At 35.9% G+C, this 19,291-nt stretch carries 14 protein-coding genes; 11 read left to right on the top strand and 3 right to left on the bottom strand.

The annotated features are described in order from the left end of the window. Positions 1 to 28: 28 nt before the first annotated feature. The 7 genes from BN1058_RS02730 to BN1058_RS02760 all read left to right on the top strand — a co-directional run bounded on the left by BN1058_RS02730 (position 29) and on the right by BN1058_RS02760 (position 8,317). Entirely contained in the window at positions 29 to 1,231 is a 1,203-nt protein-coding gene (locus tag BN1058_RS02730; protein WP_090852519.1) for a quaternary amine ABC transporter ATP-binding protein, read from the top strand. Continuing rightward, the gene (locus BN1058_RS02735; RefSeq protein ID WP_090852522.1) at positions 1,228 to 2,058 is read left to right on the top strand and encodes an ABC transporter permease; all 831 of its coding nucleotides are present in this window, start codon (positions 1,228 to 1,230) and stop codon (positions 2,056 to 2,058) included. Before BN1058_RS02730 ends, BN1058_RS02735 begins: the two co-directional genes overlap by 4 nt. A gap of 14 nt (positions 2,059 to 2,072) precedes the next feature. After that, positions 2,073 to 2,951, top strand: coding sequence for a glycine betaine ABC transporter substrate-binding protein (locus BN1058_RS02740; protein WP_090852525.1), 879 nt, complete (start codon positions 2,073 to 2,075; stop codon positions 2,949 to 2,951). A gap of 81 nt (positions 2,952 to 3,032) precedes the next feature. After that, positions 3,033 to 4,751, top strand: a complete 1,719-nt coding sequence (locus BN1058_RS02745; protein ID WP_090852528.1) for a CocE/NonD family hydrolase — start codon at positions 3,033 to 3,035, stop codon at positions 4,749 to 4,751. 338 nt (positions 4,752 to 5,089) lie between these two features. Then, a complete protein-coding gene (locus tag BN1058_RS02750; RefSeq protein ID WP_090852531.1) occupies positions 5,090 to 5,854 on the top strand; it encodes a formate/nitrite transporter family protein in 765 nt (254 codons plus the stop codon). Positions 5,855 to 6,137: 283 nt separating this feature from the next. Then, positions 6,138 to 7,631 (top strand): PTS transporter subunit EIIC, encoded by a 1,494-nt coding sequence (locus BN1058_RS02755; RefSeq protein ID WP_090855916.1) that lies wholly within the window; start codon positions 6,138 to 6,140, stop codon positions 7,629 to 7,631. A 2-nt stretch (positions 7,632 to 7,633) separates the two neighbouring features. Beyond that, on the top strand, positions 7,634 to 8,317 hold the full coding sequence (locus tag BN1058_RS02760) for an N-acetylmannosamine-6-phosphate 2-epimerase (RefSeq protein WP_090852534.1): 684 nt from the start codon (positions 7,634 to 7,636) through the stop codon (positions 8,315 to 8,317). A gap of 145 nt (positions 8,318 to 8,462) precedes the next feature. On the opposite strand, the gene BN1058_RS02765 is transcribed toward BN1058_RS02760, so the two are convergent. After that, positions 8,463 to 9,269, bottom strand: a complete 807-nt coding sequence (locus tag BN1058_RS02765; RefSeq protein WP_090852537.1) for a MurR/RpiR family transcriptional regulator — start codon at positions 9,267 to 9,269, stop codon at positions 8,463 to 8,465. 191 nt (positions 9,270 to 9,460) lie between these two features. Here BN1058_RS02765 and BN1058_RS02770 point away from each other — a divergent pair, with 191 nt between their 5' ends. Continuing rightward, positions 9,461 to 11,158, top strand: a complete 1,698-nt coding sequence (locus tag BN1058_RS02770) for a methyl-accepting chemotaxis protein (protein WP_090852539.1) — start codon at positions 9,461 to 9,463, stop codon at positions 11,156 to 11,158. 30 nt (positions 11,159 to 11,188) lie between these two features. On the opposite strand, the gene BN1058_RS02775 is transcribed toward BN1058_RS02770, so the two are convergent. Both BN1058_RS02775 and BN1058_RS02780 read right to left on the bottom strand, forming a co-directional pair. After that, positions 11,189 to 13,021: a YhgE/Pip domain-containing protein gene (locus BN1058_RS02775; RefSeq protein WP_176694429.1), complete on the bottom strand. Its 1,833-nt coding sequence runs from the start codon at positions 13,019 to 13,021 to the stop codon at positions 11,189 to 11,191. A gap of 2 nt (positions 13,022 to 13,023) precedes the next feature. Next, a complete protein-coding gene (locus BN1058_RS02780; RefSeq protein ID WP_090852545.1) occupies positions 13,024 to 15,087 on the bottom strand; it encodes an efflux RND transporter permease subunit in 2,064 nt (687 codons plus the stop codon). A 133-nt stretch (positions 15,088 to 15,220) separates the two neighbouring features. On the opposite strand from BN1058_RS02780, the gene BN1058_RS02785 reads away from it, so the two are divergent. From BN1058_RS02785 to BN1058_RS02795, 3 genes are all read left to right on the top strand, one after another. After that, complete coding sequence (locus BN1058_RS02785; RefSeq protein ID WP_090852548.1) at positions 15,221 to 15,784, top strand: TetR/AcrR family transcriptional regulator; 564 nt, start codon at positions 15,221 to 15,223, stop codon at positions 15,782 to 15,784. A 119-nt stretch (positions 15,785 to 15,903) separates the two neighbouring features. After that, positions 15,904 to 17,127, top strand: coding sequence for an NAD-dependent epimerase/dehydratase family protein (locus BN1058_RS02790; protein WP_255306961.1), 1,224 nt, complete (start codon positions 15,904 to 15,906; stop codon positions 17,125 to 17,127). Positions 17,128 to 17,362: 235 nt separating this feature from the next. Continuing rightward, the gene (locus BN1058_RS02795; RefSeq protein ID WP_090852550.1) at positions 17,363 to 19,102 is read left to right on the top strand and encodes a methyl-accepting chemotaxis protein; all 1,740 of its coding nucleotides are present in this window, start codon (positions 17,363 to 17,365) and stop codon (positions 19,100 to 19,102) included. The last annotated feature ends 189 nt before the right edge of the window (positions 19,103 to 19,291 follow it).

Genomic DNA, 19,291 nt, shown 5'->3' on the forward strand with positions numbered 1-19,291 from the left:
TGTCAGATAAAAATAGAGGAGTATGTTTATGAAAAAAATAGAAGTAAATAAATTAACAAAAGTGTTCGGTTCTCATCCTAAACAAGGATTGAAACTATTAAATGATGGAAAGCAGAAAGATGAGATTTTAGCTGATACTGGAATGACTGTAGGGGTTAATCAAGCATCATTTTCAGTTGAGCCTGGTGAGATTTTTGTAATTATGGGTCTTTCAGGAAGCGGTAAATCCACATTGATTCGACTAGTCAATCGCTTAATTGAATCAACAGATGGGGAAGTACTGATTGATGGTGAAGATATCACAAAAATGGACAAGCAAAATCTCATTGAAACAAGACGTAAAAAATTAGGAATGGTTTTTCAAAAGTTTGGATTATTACCACACCGTAATGTCCTTCAAAATGTTGCTTATGGTTTAGAATTACAAAATGTATCCAAACAAGAGCGGGAAGAAAGAGCAGAACAAACACTAAAAGATGTTGGTTTGCAAGGCTATGAAGAAAGTATGCCAAGTCAATTAAGTGGCGGGATGCAACAACGTGTTGGGTTAGCAAGAGCACTAACAAATGATCCTGATATTCTTTTGATGGATGAAGCATTTAGTGCACTAGATCCGATTATTCGTACAGAGATGCAAGATGAACTCTTAAAATTACAACATAGACTTAATAAAACTGTATTATTTATTACACATGATTTAGATGAAGCTTTAAAACTTGGTGATCGTATCGCCATTATGAAAGATGGACGAATTGTACAAATTGGTACTGCGGAACAAATTTTAGAAAATCCAGCAAATGATTATGTTTCTCAGTTTGTCAAAGATGTCGATCGCTCGAAAATCTTAGAAGCCTCTCATGTGATGAAAAAACCAAAAGTACTAACAACGGACAAAGATGGTCCGAATATGGCAATCCGGAAGATGGAGGAAGTTGGTGCGTCTAGTATTTTTGTTGTAGACCGAGATGATAAATTCCAAGGTTTATTAACAATTGATGACGCGATTCGTTCTCATAATGAGCATATTCCACTAACAGAGATGTTGCGCGAGGATGTTTATACGACAGCACCGGATACACCGCTAGATGATTTAATAGGTATCGCGGCAGATGCAAAATATCCAATAGCAGTTGTGGAAAATGGTGTATTATGTGGAATCATTTCTAGGGTGTCGATTCTATCAGGATTAGTATTAGGTAAAGAAAAAGAGAATGAGGAGGCAACATCATGAATTACTTTCAATTACCATTAGAACAATGGACAAACACATTTGTAGATGGTTGGCTAATTCCAGTAACTAGTGGTTTATTTGATCAAATAAGTGAGTGGATTGCTGCCTTTATTGATGGTGTTACGAATTTATTAATTATGACGCCACCTGAGATTATTGCGATTCTTTTAGTTCTTCTAGCATGGAAAACAGCAGGGAAAGGTGTTGCACTATTCACATTGATTGGGTGTTTCTATTTAGGTTCTGTTGCTTTATGGCCTGAATCGATGCAAACGTTAGCCATTGTCCTAGTTTCAACAATGATCTCTGTCATATTTGGTGTGCCAATCGGTATACTAAGCGCGATGAACAGCGTTGTAGATAAGATTGTTAAGCCAATATTAGACTTTATGCAGACCTTACCAATATTCGTGTACTTGATTCCTGCCATTTTATTATTTGGGCTTGGAGGAGTACCGGCAGTTATTGCCACATTCGTATTCGCAGCACCTCCTGCTGTAAGAATGACCAATTTAGGAATCAAACAAGTACCTGAGGAAGTCGTTGAAGCGTCAAGAGCATTCGGATCAACTCCAAAACAATTACTATTTAAAGTGCAGTTGCCATTAGCTATTCCTACGATTATGGCTGGTATCAACCAAACCATTATGTTAGCTCTATCCATGGCTGTTGTGGCTTCAATGATTGGTGCACCAGGTTTAGGTGACACGGTATTAACAGGTATCTCAACCGTAAACGTAGGACTTGGATTAACCGGTGGATTAGGTATTGTAGTTATTGCAATTATTTTAGACCGTATCACACAAGGACTAGGTAAAAAATTATAAAAGGAGCGATAACAATGAAAAAATTAATTTTCGGATTTGTGACACTTACATTTTTATTTATTTTTGCAGGATGTAATTCAAATGGAGATGCAGCGGATGATGGATCAGGAAATGAAGAGGCAAGTCAGACAATTACCTTTGGTGTAACGCCATGGACAAGTACTGTACCGCCAACCGCTATTGCTAAAATTTTATTAGAAGATATGGGATATACAGTTGAAGAAACAAGTGCAGATGCAGGTAGTGTATATGTTGGTTTATCCCGTGGAGATATTGATGTATTTATGGACGCTTGGCTTCCGGCGCATAATACGTATTTAGAGAAATATGCAGATTCTATTGAAAATACTGCTACCAGTTATGGCCCTGCTGATGCAGGTTTAGTTGTACCAACGTATATGGAAGATATTAATAGTGTCTCTGACTTGGTTGGTAGAGAAGGTGAATTTAACAATAAATTGTATTCCATTGAAAAAGGTGCGAGTGTAACAGGTTACATTAATGATGTCATTGATCAATATGGTTTGGATATGAATCAAGTAAATTCATCAGAGGGTGGTATGTTAGCACAAGCGATGAAATCAATGGAACAAGAGGAACCTGTGCTGTTTTATGGTTGGAGACCACATACGATGTTTAATAAATTAGATATCAAAGTCTTAGAAGAAGAAAAAGATATCTTCGGAACAGCATCTGTGCATGTAATTACCAATAATGAATTAAAAGAGACAGCACCAGACGCATATGAATTTCTAAGTAATTGGAGTATACCAATTGATGATGTCGAAGCGATGATTGGTAAAATTGAAGACGAAGGACAAGAGCCAAGTGCTGTTGCACAAGAGTGGATTGACAACAATCAAGAAAAAGTAGATGCAATGTTAGCAGAATAATGAAGAGCAAATATGCTGTGCTGAAGGGAAGCTTCTGTACAGCATTTGCTTTAACCATAAATAAGGGAGAGTGGCTTTTACATGAATCAAACAAATCAAGTGATTGTCGATCGAGAAGTAGCATGTGAGTTAAGAGATGGGGTTAACTTATTTGCTAATATTTATCGCCCAAATGATGATGGACAATACCCCGTATTATTATGTCGCTTACCATACAATAAGAATCTTCCGGATTTTTCGCACCGTTATGTAGATCCAATTCGATTGGCAATGCATGGGTATATTGTTATCATTCAGGACGTACGTGGACGTTTCGCTTCAGAAGGGGAATTTTATCCTTTTGCTCAAGAAGTAGAAGATGGCTATGATAGTGTGGAATGGGCCGCATCACTACCTTATGCTAATGGGAAAGTTGGTATGTTTGGACTTTCTTATTATGGTTTTACGCAATTGTATGCCACGCTTGAACAACCAACAGCATTGAAGGCTATTTTTCCTGCAATGACAGGGAATGTGCATGGAGATGCTTTTAACCGTAATGGTGTTTTTCAATTTGCAGCTGCAGAAACATGGATATTAGATTCTGTGGCACCTGATTACTTGAGAAGAAAACAAGGCAAGGAATATGAAGAAACGATAAAAGAGATTATGTACGATTTGGATCACATGGATCAATGGCATGATTATAAGCCAATTAAAGAGTGGCCACCAGTGATGAAACACCCCGAACTACATGAGTTATTTGATGGATACATTCATAACAAATTACTGAATAAAGTAAAAGAAAAAAACTATAACTATGATCAAGCACTGGATTTACCAGCCTACCATTTAGCTGGTTGGTATGATAACTTTTTAGGACAAACAATTAAAAATTATGAACAATTAAGCAAGTACAATGCCAATCAAAAGTTAATTATTGGACCTTGGACACATGGTATGTTCCACTCGGATATCGGAGAGCGAGCATTTGGAATCAATAGTTCAGGTTATGCCATTGATGGAAAAGAAGATATCACGTCTTTACATCTGAAATGGTTCAATTATTGGTTAAAAGATGAACAGGAACAAATATTAGAAACAGATGATCCTGTTTATATTTTTACGATGGGGATAAACAAATGGCAATCAGTCAAAAGTTGGCCATTACCGAATACCATTTACACGAAATACTATTTGCATAGTAATGGGGAAGCGCAACAAAATCGTGGCACATTATCAACTGTTCCATCAACCGATGAGCCAGTAGATGGTTATGTATTTGATCCACATGATCCTGTTCCAACAACTGGTGGAGGCGTATTGTTCTATAATGGTCGAAATGCAGGACCTCGTGATCAATCGATTATCGAAACAAGAGAGGATGTATTAGTTTATACGTCTGAGGTTTTGGAGGAAACGGTTGAAGTAACAGGTTGGATTAAAGCAAATATTTGGGCGAAAACAGATGCACCAGATACTGATTTTACGGTGAAATTAGTTGACGTAACTCCTGAAGGAAAGGCTTATAATTTGGCGGATGGCATTGTTCGTGCAAAATGGCGAAATGGAACAGAGGAAGCGCAACCTTTAGCTGGTGAAATTGTGGAATATGAGATTGATCTTTGGGCAACAAGTAATGTCTTTTTACCAGGCCACTCAATTCGTATCGAAATTTCATCAAGTAATTATCCATGGTACGATGTGAATCCGAATACCGGTAAAACAACGATGGACACAAAGGAAATGGTTAAAACAAATCAAACCATTTATCATGACCAAGATCATCCATCATCCATCACCTTACCAATCATAAAATAATGGGACATGGGGTCTGACCCCATGTCCCGAACTATTTTGCTTCAAAATAATAAATGTGTGGAAGTTTCCATGTGATCCAGTATTCGTGTGTAAGGGATGTGCCAATAAATAAAAGTAGCTGCCAATCCATATATTTCAATGAAATCCCTCCTTATTCGTATTGTTATAATCTATTTCTATATAACTTGTCTAAGTACATACATGTTTTGAAAATAAATAGTAAAGACTAATGCATGTATTTAGTCGATAGAAAATAGGGGGAATACAATAGTCAATACCGTAACTTCATACCTATTTTGTCTTAAATGTTTTTAAATGTAAGTTAAGGTGGTCCAACGATGGAAAAATATGCATTATCACAAGTGGTGAAATTAGCTCATAAGAAAGAGCAAATTTATTTTCATAGCCCATTACGTTATGTTGCTCGTGCTATATTAGCAAGTATGTTTATTGGTCTTGGTGTAGTTGTTGCGTTTAAAACGGGTGGTTATTTTTATGAAGTGAACTCTCCTTTCACTAACCCACTTGCAGCCTTGACCTTTGGTGCTGCAATTATCTTAATTGCTTACGGTGGAGGTGACTTGTTTACGGGTAACACATTTTATTACACCGTAGCTGCATTACAAAATGAAATGAGATGGATCGATGTAATTAAGCTCTGGATGACAACATATGCTGGAAATTTTATTGGTGCAATTCTTTTTGCTGTTCTTCTGTATTTCACAGGGCTTTTTAGTGACGTAACAGGTAATGAGTATTTATTCAGTGTAGCCGAGAAAAAAACACATTTAACCATTTTAGAATTATTTACGAGAGCCATTGTGTGTAATTGGTTAGTTAGTTTAGCTTTTTTTATTCCGATGATGTTGAAAGGTGATGGGGTGAAAATGTTTACCATGATCCTATTGGTATTCACTTTTTTTATTTCTGGATATGAGCATAGCATTGCAAATATGGTTATTTTTTCAGTTACTCTTGTGCTAGATCATCCTGAAACGATTACATTAACAGGTGTCATTCGTAATCTATTAGTAGTTACGATCGGTAATATGGTTGGTGGTAACTTCTTCATGGGATGGATGTACAACTTTGCAAATAGGTGAACGGGACACGGGGTCAGACCCTCTGTCCTTTTTTTTATGTATAGAACTGTAATAAAAGCTCATAATAAGTTTATTGCAATAGAGAAAGTGGGACAGAGGGTCTGACCCCGCGTCCCGTTTTTGGTAAAAAAAAGAAGTAAATTTTTGTTGAAAAAAACTATTTTCAATTGTATAATGTTTTTGAAAACGATTTACAAAAAATTAAAAGAGGTGAATAACATTGAGTAAGAAGAAGAAAAACAATGTATTTTTTGAACAAGCTCAGCGATTTGGAAAATCGTTTATGTTACCGATTGCAGTATTGCCTGCCGCAGGTTTACTACTCGGTATAGGTGGAGCTTTTAGTAACGCTGCTACGATTGAGGCATATCCTTTCCTAGATGTTGCGTTTTTACAAGCAATATTCACGATTATGACCTCTGCCGGTAGCATTATATTCGGTAATTTACCGGTCATCTTTGCTGTTGGTATTGCAATTGGATTAGCGCGTTCTGATAAAGGAACTGCTGGTCTTGCTGCCTTATTAGGATTCTTGGTAATGCATGCCACCATTAATGCAATGCTTATTATTACTGGTAAGCTTGCGGAAACAAACATTGCTGGCGTTGGACAAGGTATGGTCCTAGGCATTCAGTCGTTAGAAACTGGTGTATTCGGTGGTGTTTTAGCAGGTCTTTTAGCTTATATTTTGCATAGTCGATTTAATAAAATTGAATTACCGAAGTTCTTAGGTTTCTTTGGTGGATCACGATTCATCCCGATTATTTCGGCATTCACATCCATATTTTTAGGAATTATATTATTCTATTTCTGGCCAATTGTTCAATCAGGCATTTACTCACTAGGTGATTTGGTTGATGCAACAGGTTATGTTGGAACATTCATTTATGGATTTGTTTTAAGATTACTTGGACCATTTGGTTTACATCACATCTTCTATTTACCGTTCTGGACAACCAGTCTTGGGGGCTCCATGATTGTAGATGGTTCATTAATAGAAGGAACACAACGTATTTTCTTTGCGCAATTAGCGAGTTCTGAAACAATTAATCAATTCTTTATTGGTACAGCAAGATTTATGTCTGGTCGTCATATAACGATGATGTTTGGTTTACTAGGTGCTTGTCTTGCAATGTATCATACTGCTAAGCCAGAAAATAAAAAGAAAGTGGCTGGCTTAATGTTATCAGCTGGTATCACTTCATTCTTAACTGGTATTACAGAGCCAATTGAATTTTCATTCTTATTCATTGCGCCAGTTTTATATGTTATCCATGCATTTTATGATGGTATTGCATTTATGCTTGCACACATTTTTGAAATCACAATTGGACAAACATTCTCTGGTGGTTTTATTGACTTCTTGTTATTTGGTGTCCTGCAAGGTGCAGAGAAAACAAATTGGTTTATCGTTCCAATTATTGGGATTCCTTGGTTCTTCCTTTATTACTTTACATTTAAAATTGTTATTAAGAAATTCAATTTCAAAACACCTGGACGCGAAGACGAAGCAATGGAGGACTACTCTTTTTCTAAGACTGAAAGAGCAGCTCTAATTATTGAAGCACTTGGTGATAAGAAGAACCTTAAAGATATCGATAACTGTGCGACTCGTCTACGTGTAACTGTTCATAATGGTGAAAATGTAGACCAAGAGAAATTGAAGAAAACAGGTGCAAAAGGTGTCATTGTAAGTGGAAATGGTGTCCAAGTTATATATGGTCCTGAAGTATCTGTAATCAAAAATGAGGTAGAAGAAGCGTTAGGAGATATTTAAACATGGAAATTTTTGAAGCATTAAATAAAAAGCTAGTTGTATCCTGTCAAGCTTTGGAGGATGAACCACTTCACTCTTCATTTATTATGGGGAGAATGGCGGTTGCCGCACTTCAAGGTGGAGGCTCAGGAATCAGAGCAAATTCTGTCTCTGATATAAAAGAAATTAAACAACAAGTTGATCTTCCGGTGATTGGAATCATTAAACAAGATTATCCGGATAGTGAAGTTTTTATTACAGCTACGCAAAAAGAAGTAAAAGCTTTAATTGAAGCGCAAACAGATATGATTGCGATCGATGCAACATTAAGAAAACGACCAAATAATGAATCATTAAAGGATTTGGTTGATTTAGTAAAAGAGCAAGCTCCCCATATCAAATTAATGGCGGATTGTTCTACTGTAGAAGAAGCAATGGAAGCGGAACGATTAGGCTTTGATTGCGCGTCAACTACATTAGTTGGTTATACGAAGGAAACAGAAGGTCAAAATATTGCAGACGATGATTTTAAAATCTTTAAGCAATTTATTGATGCGGTAAATATTCCTATCGTTGCAGAAGGAAAAATTGACACACCTGAGAAGGCAAATACAGTATTGGAATTAGGTGCAACATTTGTTGTGGTTGGAAGTGCCATTACAAGACCGCAATTAATTACAGAAAAATTCTATAATGCAATAAAGTAAAACATAAACAGTGGGAGTTCTAATCATCTCCCACCGTTTATCTGATGAAACCTACACTTAAATATAAATTATTTGCTCATTTTAAAATGAGATAGTACTCCCTATTTATAAAATATAGGAATGAATTGCTGCATTCAATTCATTTCTATATTTTTTTGTATTCATCTAATGCATGCAATGTTTCTTGATATGCTTTCATATACGTTTCATTTTCAGCCAAGAGCATACTGAGAATATCTAGAGAATAAAGAATCGATAATTGACTGTTCAGAAAGCCCAAAGCTTGGTAACGATTAATACTAGATGTGTACAGTGCAAGGTCAGAATTTTTAGTTAAAGGTGTTTCAGAGTAATTAGTTATCGAAATGACGCTGGCTTTTTTTCGTTTCGCAAGTTCTATAGCTTCAAGAATTTCTTTTGTCTGCCCAGAGCTAGAAATGGCTATTACAACATCTTTGGAAGTGAGAATGGATGAAGCAATGATCATCGAGTGAGAATCAACATATGCATTAATATTTAAACCCATTCGGCTTAAACGGAATTTTAGTTCTTCACCAGATAATCCTGAACTTCCAAGACCAAATACATGCACTTTATTGGCTTTAAGAATCCAGTTAATTGCCTCTTGATAGGTTTCCATTTTTGTTAATGAGTTCGTCGATTGAATAACTGATTCGTAAATAGAATTGACACTAGTAATAGCATTGTGAGCCGTACTGGTTTCTTTTACTGCATCCCTGAGTAGTATTTTGAATTCCACAAAATTGGCTGCACCTATTTTTTTGCAAAAGCGAGTAATGGCAGCATCCGATACTTCAATTTGTTTCGCTAATTCCTTAATATGTATATTAAGTAATTCTTGATTATGTGTCATTACATAATTAGCAATTTTTTTCTCTGTTTTACTCAATGTGTGATATTTTAATTGAATCTTATCTAGGATTGTTTGCATAAATGAATCCTCCAAGCTAATATACTACCACCATTATACATTAGGATTTGTAAACGGGACAGGGGGTCTTGGGACAAAGGGTCTGATCCCTCGTCCCAATTAAAATTTTTAAAAATTCGTAACTTTTGTCACATACATATATGTTTAGTATCTTTATACTACTTTTAGTTTAAGGGTGGGAGTGGAGTATCATGAGACGAAGTGTAACAACGAAAATTACTGTTATTGTCAGCTTGATTGTTTTTATTAGTATTAGTATATTAGCTGTGATTAACTATCGATCGAGTTATAATCAGGTGTTACAAGCTGCAGGTGTTGAGTTAACAGGATGTGCTAATATTACAACAGGAATTATTAATGCCGAAGCACTTTATCAATTAGTAAATGGAGATAACAACTATTTACATACAGTAGAGAAACAAATTGCGTGGACGATTGAACATAAAGATATTTTTGAAACGCATTATATACTTTCTTTTGAAGGCAAGGTAGTAGCAGCAGATGAACAGTTAAAAAAACAAGGATTCTCAAATGGTGATTCATTTCAAATTGATCAAGAAGCAATTGACCATGTGAAACAAGGACATACCTATTATACTGATGTATATGAGTTTAAAGGAATGGAGCGAGTGACAGGATTTGCTCCAATTTATCGAGACCATGATCCATCAAAAGAAGTGATTGCTATTAATGCAATAGATTTTGAAGGTTCTATTGTTGGTCAACGTACATGGGAAATGGCAAAACCGACTATCTTGATTAGTTTATTGTTACCTATTTTAGCAGCGATGATAAGCCTTATTTCAGTGAGAAAAATGGTGCATCCAATTCGTCAAATTAGCCAACAGGTTAACCAAGTAGCCAATGGAAAGCTTGATTTAAAACCGCTAACAATCCACACAAAAGATGAATTAGGGCTACTAGCAACAGATATCAATAGAATGACTGAATCCTTACATCAAGTTATTCACCAAGTTACAACAAATGCAATACAAGTAGCAGCTACGTCGCAACAATTATTTGCTAGTGCAGAAGAAACAAGTCGATCGACTGAAGCAATTAATGATGCAATACAAGAAGTAGCTAGTGGGGTAGAGCGACAATCAGAGAATACCAAGACTGCAGACTCTAATCTAACTACCATTTCTAAGCAAGCGCAGTTAATTACAGAAAAAATTCAAGCGGTAGCAAGTGCCTCTAACGAAGCAGAACGATTGTCGCAGTCAGGGCGGAATACAGTAAGAAATACGATGGAGCAAATGCAAACGATTGAAGATAATACTACTACTATTAGCAATGCTACAAGTCAACTAGATCGAAAAGCAAAAGAGATTGATGAAATTATCACGCTTATTAATGCCATATCAGAACAGACCAATTTGCTTGCATTAAACGCTTCAATTGAAGCTGCCAGAGCTGGTGAGCACGGTAAGGGTTTTTCCATTGTGGCCGAAGAAGTGAGAAAGTTAGCAGAACAAACGAAGCATGCGACAGAACAAGTAGCACAACTCGTAAGTGAAGTGCAAGAGCATTCGCAACATGCTGTAGAGTTTACGATAAAAGGACAATCTAGTGTGCGTAATGGTATGAAATCGATGAAAGAAACAAATGAAGCTTTTGAACATATTTCAACAACAACTGTAGATACAACACATCATTTAGATCAATTGGCTACTGACGTACAAACGTTTAAAGAGCAGATGAGGAAAGTGGTGAAGGAAGTAAATAATATAACGGTCATTGCACAACAATCATCAAAAAATGCAGACAAGATAGCAAGTGCGGGTACAGAGCAAACAATACGCATGCAAGAGATGATAGATGTTTCAAAAGAATTGGCCATGATATCTGAAAAACTACAAACAAGTATTGATATGTTTGATGCATAAAATGAGACGAGGGTCTGACCCCTCGTCCCGTTATCTAAATAGATCTAATACTTTTTCCCAGAAGCTTTTTTGCTCTTGTTTTTGTTCTATGTTCTCGGTTGTTTCTTCGTCCTGTTTGCTTTCAATGCTTTCTGTTCGAATGACAAATTGTACACGTTCGACATTTTTGTTTTCTGAAGAGACAAAAGATATTGGTTCATAGTCCGATTTATCGTATTGTTCTAACATGGCATCTATTTCATTTTTTATTTCATCTGGTAAATCAGCTGTTGATGCTTTTAATTCTTCTGTTCCGCTATGAAGCTTGTTAGCACCAGAGGCTAATTCATTTGTTCCATTTGTTAGTTCGCCTATCCCTTGATCAACATCACTATAGGAAGTAGTAAGTTGATCCATTCCATCGGTATATTCTAATAATCCAGCATGGAAATCACCATAGTTGGATGCTAATTTATTTAGACCTTGTTCCAGTTGTGCAAAGGAATCACCGACATCCATTGCTTCTAATGTTTTTGCTAATTCGCTGGCAGTTGTTGATAAATTATCAGCCATTTGCTGAAGGGAGCTACTTGTTTGATCTAACGCAGGATTAACTGCATCAAACACAGTTCTTACTTGATCATACGTTTCTTTCGCTTGCATGGCAGCCTGATAAGTTTCCATCATTTCTTTTGCAACTTTTTTATTTGGATCTTCATCGGAAAAGGAAGCTACAACAGCTTGCATGTTTTGCAATTTTTCTTGCATTTCTTTTTTAGAATTCGGAGCGTTTGGTAAGGGTTGCATTGCTTGATCCAGACTCTGATAGCCATTGGTATAATTCTTATTCAGCTTGTTCAGTTCACCAGCGGTTTGCTCTAGTCCTTTAGCCATTTTTTCTAATCCTTGCTGCAATGTTTCTAACTGACTAAGATCAGGTGTTGCCGCACTACCCCCGACCGATTGACTCATTTGTCTTAATGATTGACCAATCGTGTTCGAAGCATCGATCAAGGAAGACGATGAGTTATCCGCTTTAATTAGTCCGTTTTGAAACGAAGCGGAACCATTGGCTAGTTGGCTCGCACCATTATCAAGCTCAGAAAGGCCATTACTTAATTCCCCAACCCCGTTGTTTAGCTCTTTAATCGCATCACTTAAGCTTTTAAAATCATTTGTAAGCGCCTCTGTATCTGGTGACTCAATAGGCATAGATGAAGGTAATGCAGCAATTTCAAATCCTTTCATTTCAAAATGCATTACATCTGCTTCAAGGGTGAATGCTCCACTTTTTTCAGGCATCGCCGTCCAAGTAATAGTTAAATCTTCTCCCGCATTTGCGATAGAACCTTCTTCTGTTTGAATGTGTTTAAAAACATCAGATCCAGCTGTAACTGAAATTTGTAATAAATAGTTGTCGAAAAACGTTTGGTTTACTGCTTCATTTTTACTTGTATTCATTTTTATTTCCAAATGGCCAGTTTTACCAGCTAATTGATTTGGACTTATTTTCTTTCCATCTAAACGATAGTCGATTTGAACCTCCCACGGAAGTGCTTGATCATTCATATTTCCCTGGTAATAAAATTCACCTTCATCATCTGCTTCTACTGTAATTGTACGATTTTCTTGTCTAATTGGCTCTAAATTTGTTAAGTTTTTAATATTTGTATAATCGCCATGATCTGTAATTTGACCTGGCTCTGTTACATCTAAAATATTAACAACATAAATATCTTTTAGAAGTCCTTCTGCACTAAGGGTAGCGTAGACAACTTCTTCTTTAGACTCTACCATGCCATTACCATTCGTTGCATTTGCGATCGCAGAAGGAAAGGCCAACATCATTATAATCATTATTAAAAATAGTTTCCTTATTTTCATTATCATTTCTCCTTAAAAAAGTTTGCTTTCCAAGATGTTTTGCGAATAATCGTGTCAAACGTAAACAGCATAGCTGGTAAGAAAAACACGACTAAAATAAATGCAAGCAATGCCCCTCTACCTAGTAATAATCCAATAGAAGATACAATTGGATTAGAAGAGGTCCATGCTAAGATAAAGCCGACACTAGATAAAATGGAAGCAGAAATAGATATGGAAAATATCTTCTGGTTGATTGTATGTTTTATTGCTTGGAATGCAGGCATCTGTTTCCTGTTTTCTGTGTAATTTTCAGAAAGTAGGATTGCATAATCCACTGTTGCTGCAAGTTGCACAGTACTGACAATTAAATAGCCAACATAGACTAGCGGTGTTTCCGTGAAATAAGGGATCGATAAGTTTATCCAAACCGCTGTTTGAATTGTTACTAGTAAAATGATAGGTAATGTAATGGACTTAAATGTTACTAGTAATACGATGACAATGGCTACTATTGTCATGATATTTACAATCTTATTATCCGCTGTAACAATATTTTTAATATCATATAATGTTACGCTCTCACCTAGTAAATAGTTTTCTTTATCATAGTACGTATTTACTGTTTCTTGAACAGAATCAATTAAAGAGAAGGTGATCTCTCCTTCTTTGTCTGTATCTGTATACAAGATCATTCTAGTGTAGTTATCCGAATAAAATTGTTCTGTTATGGAATCATCTAAATAATCAGATGGAATGACCGATCCTACTGTATTTGGGTAAGAAATGATACTGGTTACATGATTCATATTTTTTAACTGATTGCTAAGTGCTGTTTCTTTACCGACGTCTCCTTTTGGCACAAGCACGACCATTGGCGTTGATTTACCGAAAGTTTCCTCTATCATCATGGTATCTTGCCCAGCCCTTGTATCATCAGGGAGTTCACCTGATCCATAGATGAAATTTGTTTGACTTTGCGCGATAAATCCTGGGACAAGAATGATAAATACAATAACCAAACTTGGGATACGAAATTTCATAACGACATGGCCAACACCCTTGAAAGATGGTAACAGGCTCTTATGTTGGGTGCGGTCGATCCATTTATAGAACCATAATGTTAATGCAGGTAAGAAGACCACTACACTAATAAAGCTAAATAGGATTCCTTTTACCAAGTTAAGTCCTAAGTCTGCACCAATCTCAAAATCCATTAATGTCAATGCCATAAATCCAAAGAAAGTTGTAGCTGCACTTGCCGCAATAGCTGGGAATGATTGTTTCATCGCTCTACGCATTGCTTCTTCAATATCTGTTGTGTGTTTTCGGTGATCTTGAAAGCTGTGCAATAGAAAGATGGCATAATCAAGTGAAACAGCAAGCTGAAGGATTGGACTGACAGATTGAGTGACAAATGATACTTCACCAAGAAAAATATTTGTACCTAAGTTAATTAAAATCGAAACACCAATAGCAATTAGAAAAAATACTGGTTCTAACCAAGAGCTAGTTGATAATACTAAAATAATGATGACAATTGGGACAAGTAATGCTGCAGCGTTAAATGATTCAGAGCCAGTCATCTTTTGTGAAACAGCTGTATCAACTGCCTCACCAGCCACGGCATTCTCCTCGCCAATTAATTCATAAATTGCATTGGTTACTTCTACTTCATTACCATCAGCAATGGTTAGAGAGAATAAGGCGGTCTGATCTTTATAATAATTCTCAACCGTATCCTCATCAGCAAGTTCAATCGGAGTTTTTAAATCAATAGCATCGTCTAACCACATGACATTGGACACGCCATCTATTGCGGTTAGTTCCTGTTTGTATTGTAAGGCTTCTTGTATGGTTACATCCTTCACCATTACTCGTGTGTTCGTTACTGATTCGGCGAATTCATCTTCTAACAGGTTCATTGCTTCAACAGATGGTGCATCTTCTGGTAAATAGTCCACCATATCGTAATTGACCGAAACAAAAGATTGTAACACTCCACTGATTAAAGCAATCATAAAAAAGAGGATAACAATCGATTTTTTATATTTGATTAATAGCGTAGAAACATTTATTTTAATCATCCCTCTCTTGCATCTTCATCATTGTATTATTATAATAACGCTGTGTTGGATAAGCAACAAACAGTTTAATTTGAAACGTACATTACCCAACAGAAGACATCATATTTGTTGGAAAAAATGAGGTGGAAATAATATGAATCAAAAATTAGATCGACGAAAAAAATACACACGAATGGTTTTAAAACAAAGCTTAATGGAGATTTTAAAACAAAAACCAATTAGCTCGATCACGATTAAAGAGATTTGTGACCAGGCAGATATTAACCGCTCTACATTTTATACACATTATGGCAGTCAATATGACTTGCTTCATCAAATTGAAGAAGAGATTATTACAGATTTGAATAAGACATTAGCAAGCTACAATTATAGCAAAGAGGAAGAAGGACTTCAGATGACAATAAAACTGTTGGAATATGTAGTAGCTAATAAAGAAGTGTGTGAAACATTACTTAGTGAACACGGGGATGTTACATTTAAAAAACGTGTCATGAAAAATGCACTTGAACACACCGTTCATAACTTATTCAAAGCGTATCAAGTAGATGCAGAATTAACAGAATATATTAGTTTATTTTATGTAAGTGGTAGTATCCAAGTATTAGAAACATGGTTGAAAAATGACATGGATAAAACGCCAAAAGAAATGGCACAAATGATAAGTAATCTAGCAAATAACGGAATAAGCGGGTTGTAAAATGGGGCACAGGGTCAGACCCTCCGTCCCTTTCTCTTTTCTTATTGGCTTATTCCGGTTATACTTTGATTAGAAAAATAGTAAGCTACAACTAAAAATCTAGCAAAGGGTGGTATACATTGCGTCTAGATCAAACAAGTCTGAATTCGAAAAAAAAGATAATGGTATTGGGTGGGGATGGGTTTTGTGGTTGGCCTACCAGTCTACATTTATCCCAAGTAGGTCATGATATTGTTATTATTGATAATTTATCACGACGTAATATCGATAATGAACTAGAAGCAGAATCATTAACACCAATACAACCAATACATACAAGATTAAACGCATGGAAAGAGATCACTGGAAAATCGATTGATTTTTATAATATCGACATTGCTAATGAATATGCGGAGTTTTTACAAGTCATTCAATCAGAAAAGCCGGATGTTATCATCCATTTTGCTGAGCAACGCTCTGCACCTTATTCCATGAAATCACCAAAGCATAAACGATATACGGTTAATAATAATATGAATGTAACCCATAATGTATTATGCGCGATTGTGGAATCATCTTTAGATATCCATTTAGTTCATTTAGGAACAATGGGTGTGTATGGATATGGCACAGCAGGATTAAAAATTCCAGAGGGATACCTTGATATGGAAGTGAAAAAGGAAAATGGAGAACGTGTGGAGCAGCAAATACTTTATCCAACTAATCCTGGCTCCATCTATCATATGACAAAATCACAAGATCAATTACTTTTCCAATATTATAACAAAAATGATGATGTTCGAATCACTGATTTACATCAAGGAATTGTTTGGGGAACGAATACAAAGGAAACGAATTTAGATGACCGTCTCATTAATCGGTTTGATTATGATGGAGATTATGGAACGGTATTAAATCGATTTTTAATGCAGGCTGCTGTTGGCTATCCAATTACAGTTCATGGTACTGGTGGTCAAACACGTGCATTTATTCATATTCAAGATACCGTTCGTTGTATTCAACTAGCAATAGAGAATCCACCAGCTCGTACTGATCGGGTGTTCATCTTTAATCAGATGACAGAAACGCATCGAGTAGCAGATTTAGCAAAGCTTATTAGTAAACTAACGGGTGAAGAAATAGCTTATGTGCCTAATCCTCGTAAGGAAGCGGCTGAAAATGAACTACATGTTAAAAATGATCTATTTTTATCCAAAGGGTTACAACCTATTACATTAAATGAAGGTTTGTTACAAGAAGTGACGAAGGTAGCCAAACGATTTAAAGACCGGGCAGATTATGAGAAAATTCCTGCAACTAGTTTGTGGACGAAAGAACAAAAACCTGGTGTACCAGAAGTTTAAAATAGCGGGGCAGGGGGTCAGACCCCCTGCCCCGTTTTTTTTGGAAAAATAATTCTACCGTCTCTTTATAAATAGAAAATCATGTCGATAAATGTAATATAACAGTACAAAGTCTGGATTATACTGAGAAAACAGTTAGGAATTGGAGGTTATTAAATATAAAAATCTAGCTAGTATATTCTATTATTTTTAACACTTTTAAATGTAAGAAAAAAGTTAAGAAGGAGTTTATCAAATGAAACTTAGATCCATTAAATCTAAATTAATCGCTATCTCTATACTGCTTTTAACGATTCCTTTGATTGTCTTAGGCATGTTAAGTTATCAGCAGAGCAAATCAAGTTTGGATGAAGCTGGTGAAACCAATTTAAAAAACAGTGTAGAACTAACCCTTTTATTAATCGATAATTTGAATGAAGAAGTGGAAAAAGGGACGCTCTCATTAGAAGAGGCACAAGAGAGAGTAAAGGTCGCGATACTGGGTGAAAAACAAGCAGATGGAACCCGACCATTGAACAAAGACATTAAGATCGGTGAAGACGGATACATATTTGTATTAGATAATCAAGGGACAAGTGTTGCGCAACCTAACATAGAAGGCCAAAACACATGGGAACTTGAAGACTCAAATGGTGTAAAATTTGTTCAAAAAATGATTGAACGAGGAAATAATGGTGGAGGCCTAACTTATTATGATTTTTCCCATCCAGATAATGAAGACCAAATTGTTCCTTGGATAGCCTTTTCTAAGACGGATCCTAATTGGGGATGGACCGTAAGTGCTTCTACGCACATGTCTGATTTCAATTTAGCAGCAAAAGATATTCTACGTTTAGTTCTTATCACAATAGGTGGAACATTGGTTATTGGTATTCTTATTATTTGGCTCTTTTCCAATCGTATAGCAAAACCGATCAGAAAAGTAACAGAACAAATGAAGTATCTATCTGATGGAGATTTAACAGTTGAACAATTACAGCTTAAATCTAAAGACGAGACTAGCAAACTAGCAGATGCCATGAATCATTTGCAAGATAGCTTAAAAGAAATCATAACGAATGTGTCGAAAACTTCCGAATTACTCACTAATCATGGGGATGAACTAACACAGTCAGCCAATGAAGTGAAAGAAGGAACAGAACAAGTGGCTGCCACAATGGAGGAGTTGGCCTCAGGCTCTGAAACACAGGCGCAACATGCCAGTGACCTTTCTTCTAATATGAGTTCTTTTACGCATTTAGTGGAAACAGCTAATACGGAAGGAAAACAGATTCATCAAACATCAAATAACGTGTTAGAGATGACCAATCAGGGTAGCGATTTAATGAGAAAATCAAGCAATCAAATGGAAAATATTCACCGTATTGTAGAAGATTCTGTTCAAAAAGTCGCAGGTCTAGATGGTCATTCAAAAGAGATTTCTAAGCTAGTATATGTAATTAAAGATATTGCTGAACAAACAAATCTACTTGCGTTGAACGCTGCCATTGAAGCTGCTAGAGCTGGGGAACATGGGCAAGGATTCGCCGTGGTTGCAGACGAAGTTAGAAAACTTGCTGAACAAGTAAGCCATTCTATCACTGATATTACAGGAATTGTTGATGGGATACAGAATGAAACGACAGCGGTTACGAATTCATTGCAGGATGGTTATAAAGCAGTTGAAGAAGGAACGAAACAAATTAAAATCACAGGTGAAACATTTGATAAAATAGATCATAATTTATCAGAAATGACTAATGGAATTAAGAAAATTTCAGAGAATTTAACACAAATTACGACTAATAGTCAACAGATGAATGTATCTATAGAAGAAATTGCTTCTATTTCAGAAGAATCAGCTGCTGGAATAGAGGAGTCTTCTGCTTCAACGCAGCAAACGAATAGTTCAATGGAAGAAGTTGCAAATCGATCCCATGAGCTATCCCAACTTGCTGATAAACTCAATAAATTAGTAAGCCAATTCAAAATTTAAACAGAAAATAGAATACTATTAATTGTAGACAAAACCGTGCAAATGAGGGCTCTATTCCTTGCATGGTTTTGTTTTTTATATAAATAAATAGTATAAAAAATACTCTTAGAATAAGTTACCTAGTCAATTAATATTGACAAAACGACATCATTTATATTTTAATTAAAAGGCATTGTTATAGTTGAAACA

Origin of the sequence: Paraliobacillus sp. PM-2, assembly GCF_001368815.1 — a bacterium.
GTDB lineage: Bacteria > Bacillota > Bacilli > Bacillales > Amphibacillaceae > Paraliobacillus.

Excerpts from the sequence above, each read along its gene's own strand:
- BN1058_RS02730 (WP_090852519.1), top strand. The coding sequence starts at position 29 with ATGAAAAAAATAGAAGTAAATAAATTAACAAAAGTGTTCGGTTCTCAT.
- BN1058_RS02735 (WP_090852522.1), top strand. The coding sequence starts at position 1,228 with ATGAATTACTTTCAATTACCATTAGAACAATGGACAAACACATTTGTA.
- BN1058_RS02740 (WP_090852525.1), top strand. The coding sequence starts at position 2,073 with ATGAAAAAATTAATTTTCGGATTTGTGACACTTACATTTTTATTTATT.
- BN1058_RS02745 (WP_090852528.1), top strand. The coding sequence starts at position 3,033 with ATGAATCAAACAAATCAAGTGATTGTCGATCGAGAAGTAGCATGTGAG.
- BN1058_RS02750 (WP_090852531.1), top strand. The coding sequence starts at position 5,090 with ATGGAAAAATATGCATTATCACAAGTGGTGAAATTAGCTCATAAGAAA.
- BN1058_RS02755 (WP_090855916.1), top strand. The coding sequence starts at position 6,138 with ATGTTACCGATTGCAGTATTGCCTGCCGCAGGTTTACTACTCGGTATA.
- BN1058_RS02760 (WP_090852534.1), top strand. The coding sequence starts at position 7,634 with ATGGAAATTTTTGAAGCATTAAATAAAAAGCTAGTTGTATCCTGTCAA.
- BN1058_RS02765 (WP_090852537.1), bottom strand. The coding sequence starts at position 9,269 with ATGCAAACAATCCTAGATAAGATTCAATTAAAATATCACACATTGAGT.
- BN1058_RS02770 (WP_090852539.1), top strand. The coding sequence starts at position 9,461 with ATGAGACGAAGTGTAACAACGAAAATTACTGTTATTGTCAGCTTGATT.
- BN1058_RS02775 (WP_176694429.1), bottom strand. The coding sequence starts at position 13,021 with ATGAAAATAAGGAAACTATTTTTAATAATGATTATAATGATGTTGGCC.
- BN1058_RS02780 (WP_090852545.1), bottom strand. The coding sequence starts at position 15,087 with ATGATTAAAATAAATGTTTCTACGCTATTAATCAAATATAAAAAATCG.
- BN1058_RS02785 (WP_090852548.1), top strand. The coding sequence starts at position 15,221 with ATGAATCAAAAATTAGATCGACGAAAAAAATACACACGAATGGTTTTA.
- BN1058_RS02795 (WP_090852550.1), top strand. The coding sequence starts at position 17,363 with ATGAAACTTAGATCCATTAAATCTAAATTAATCGCTATCTCTATACTG.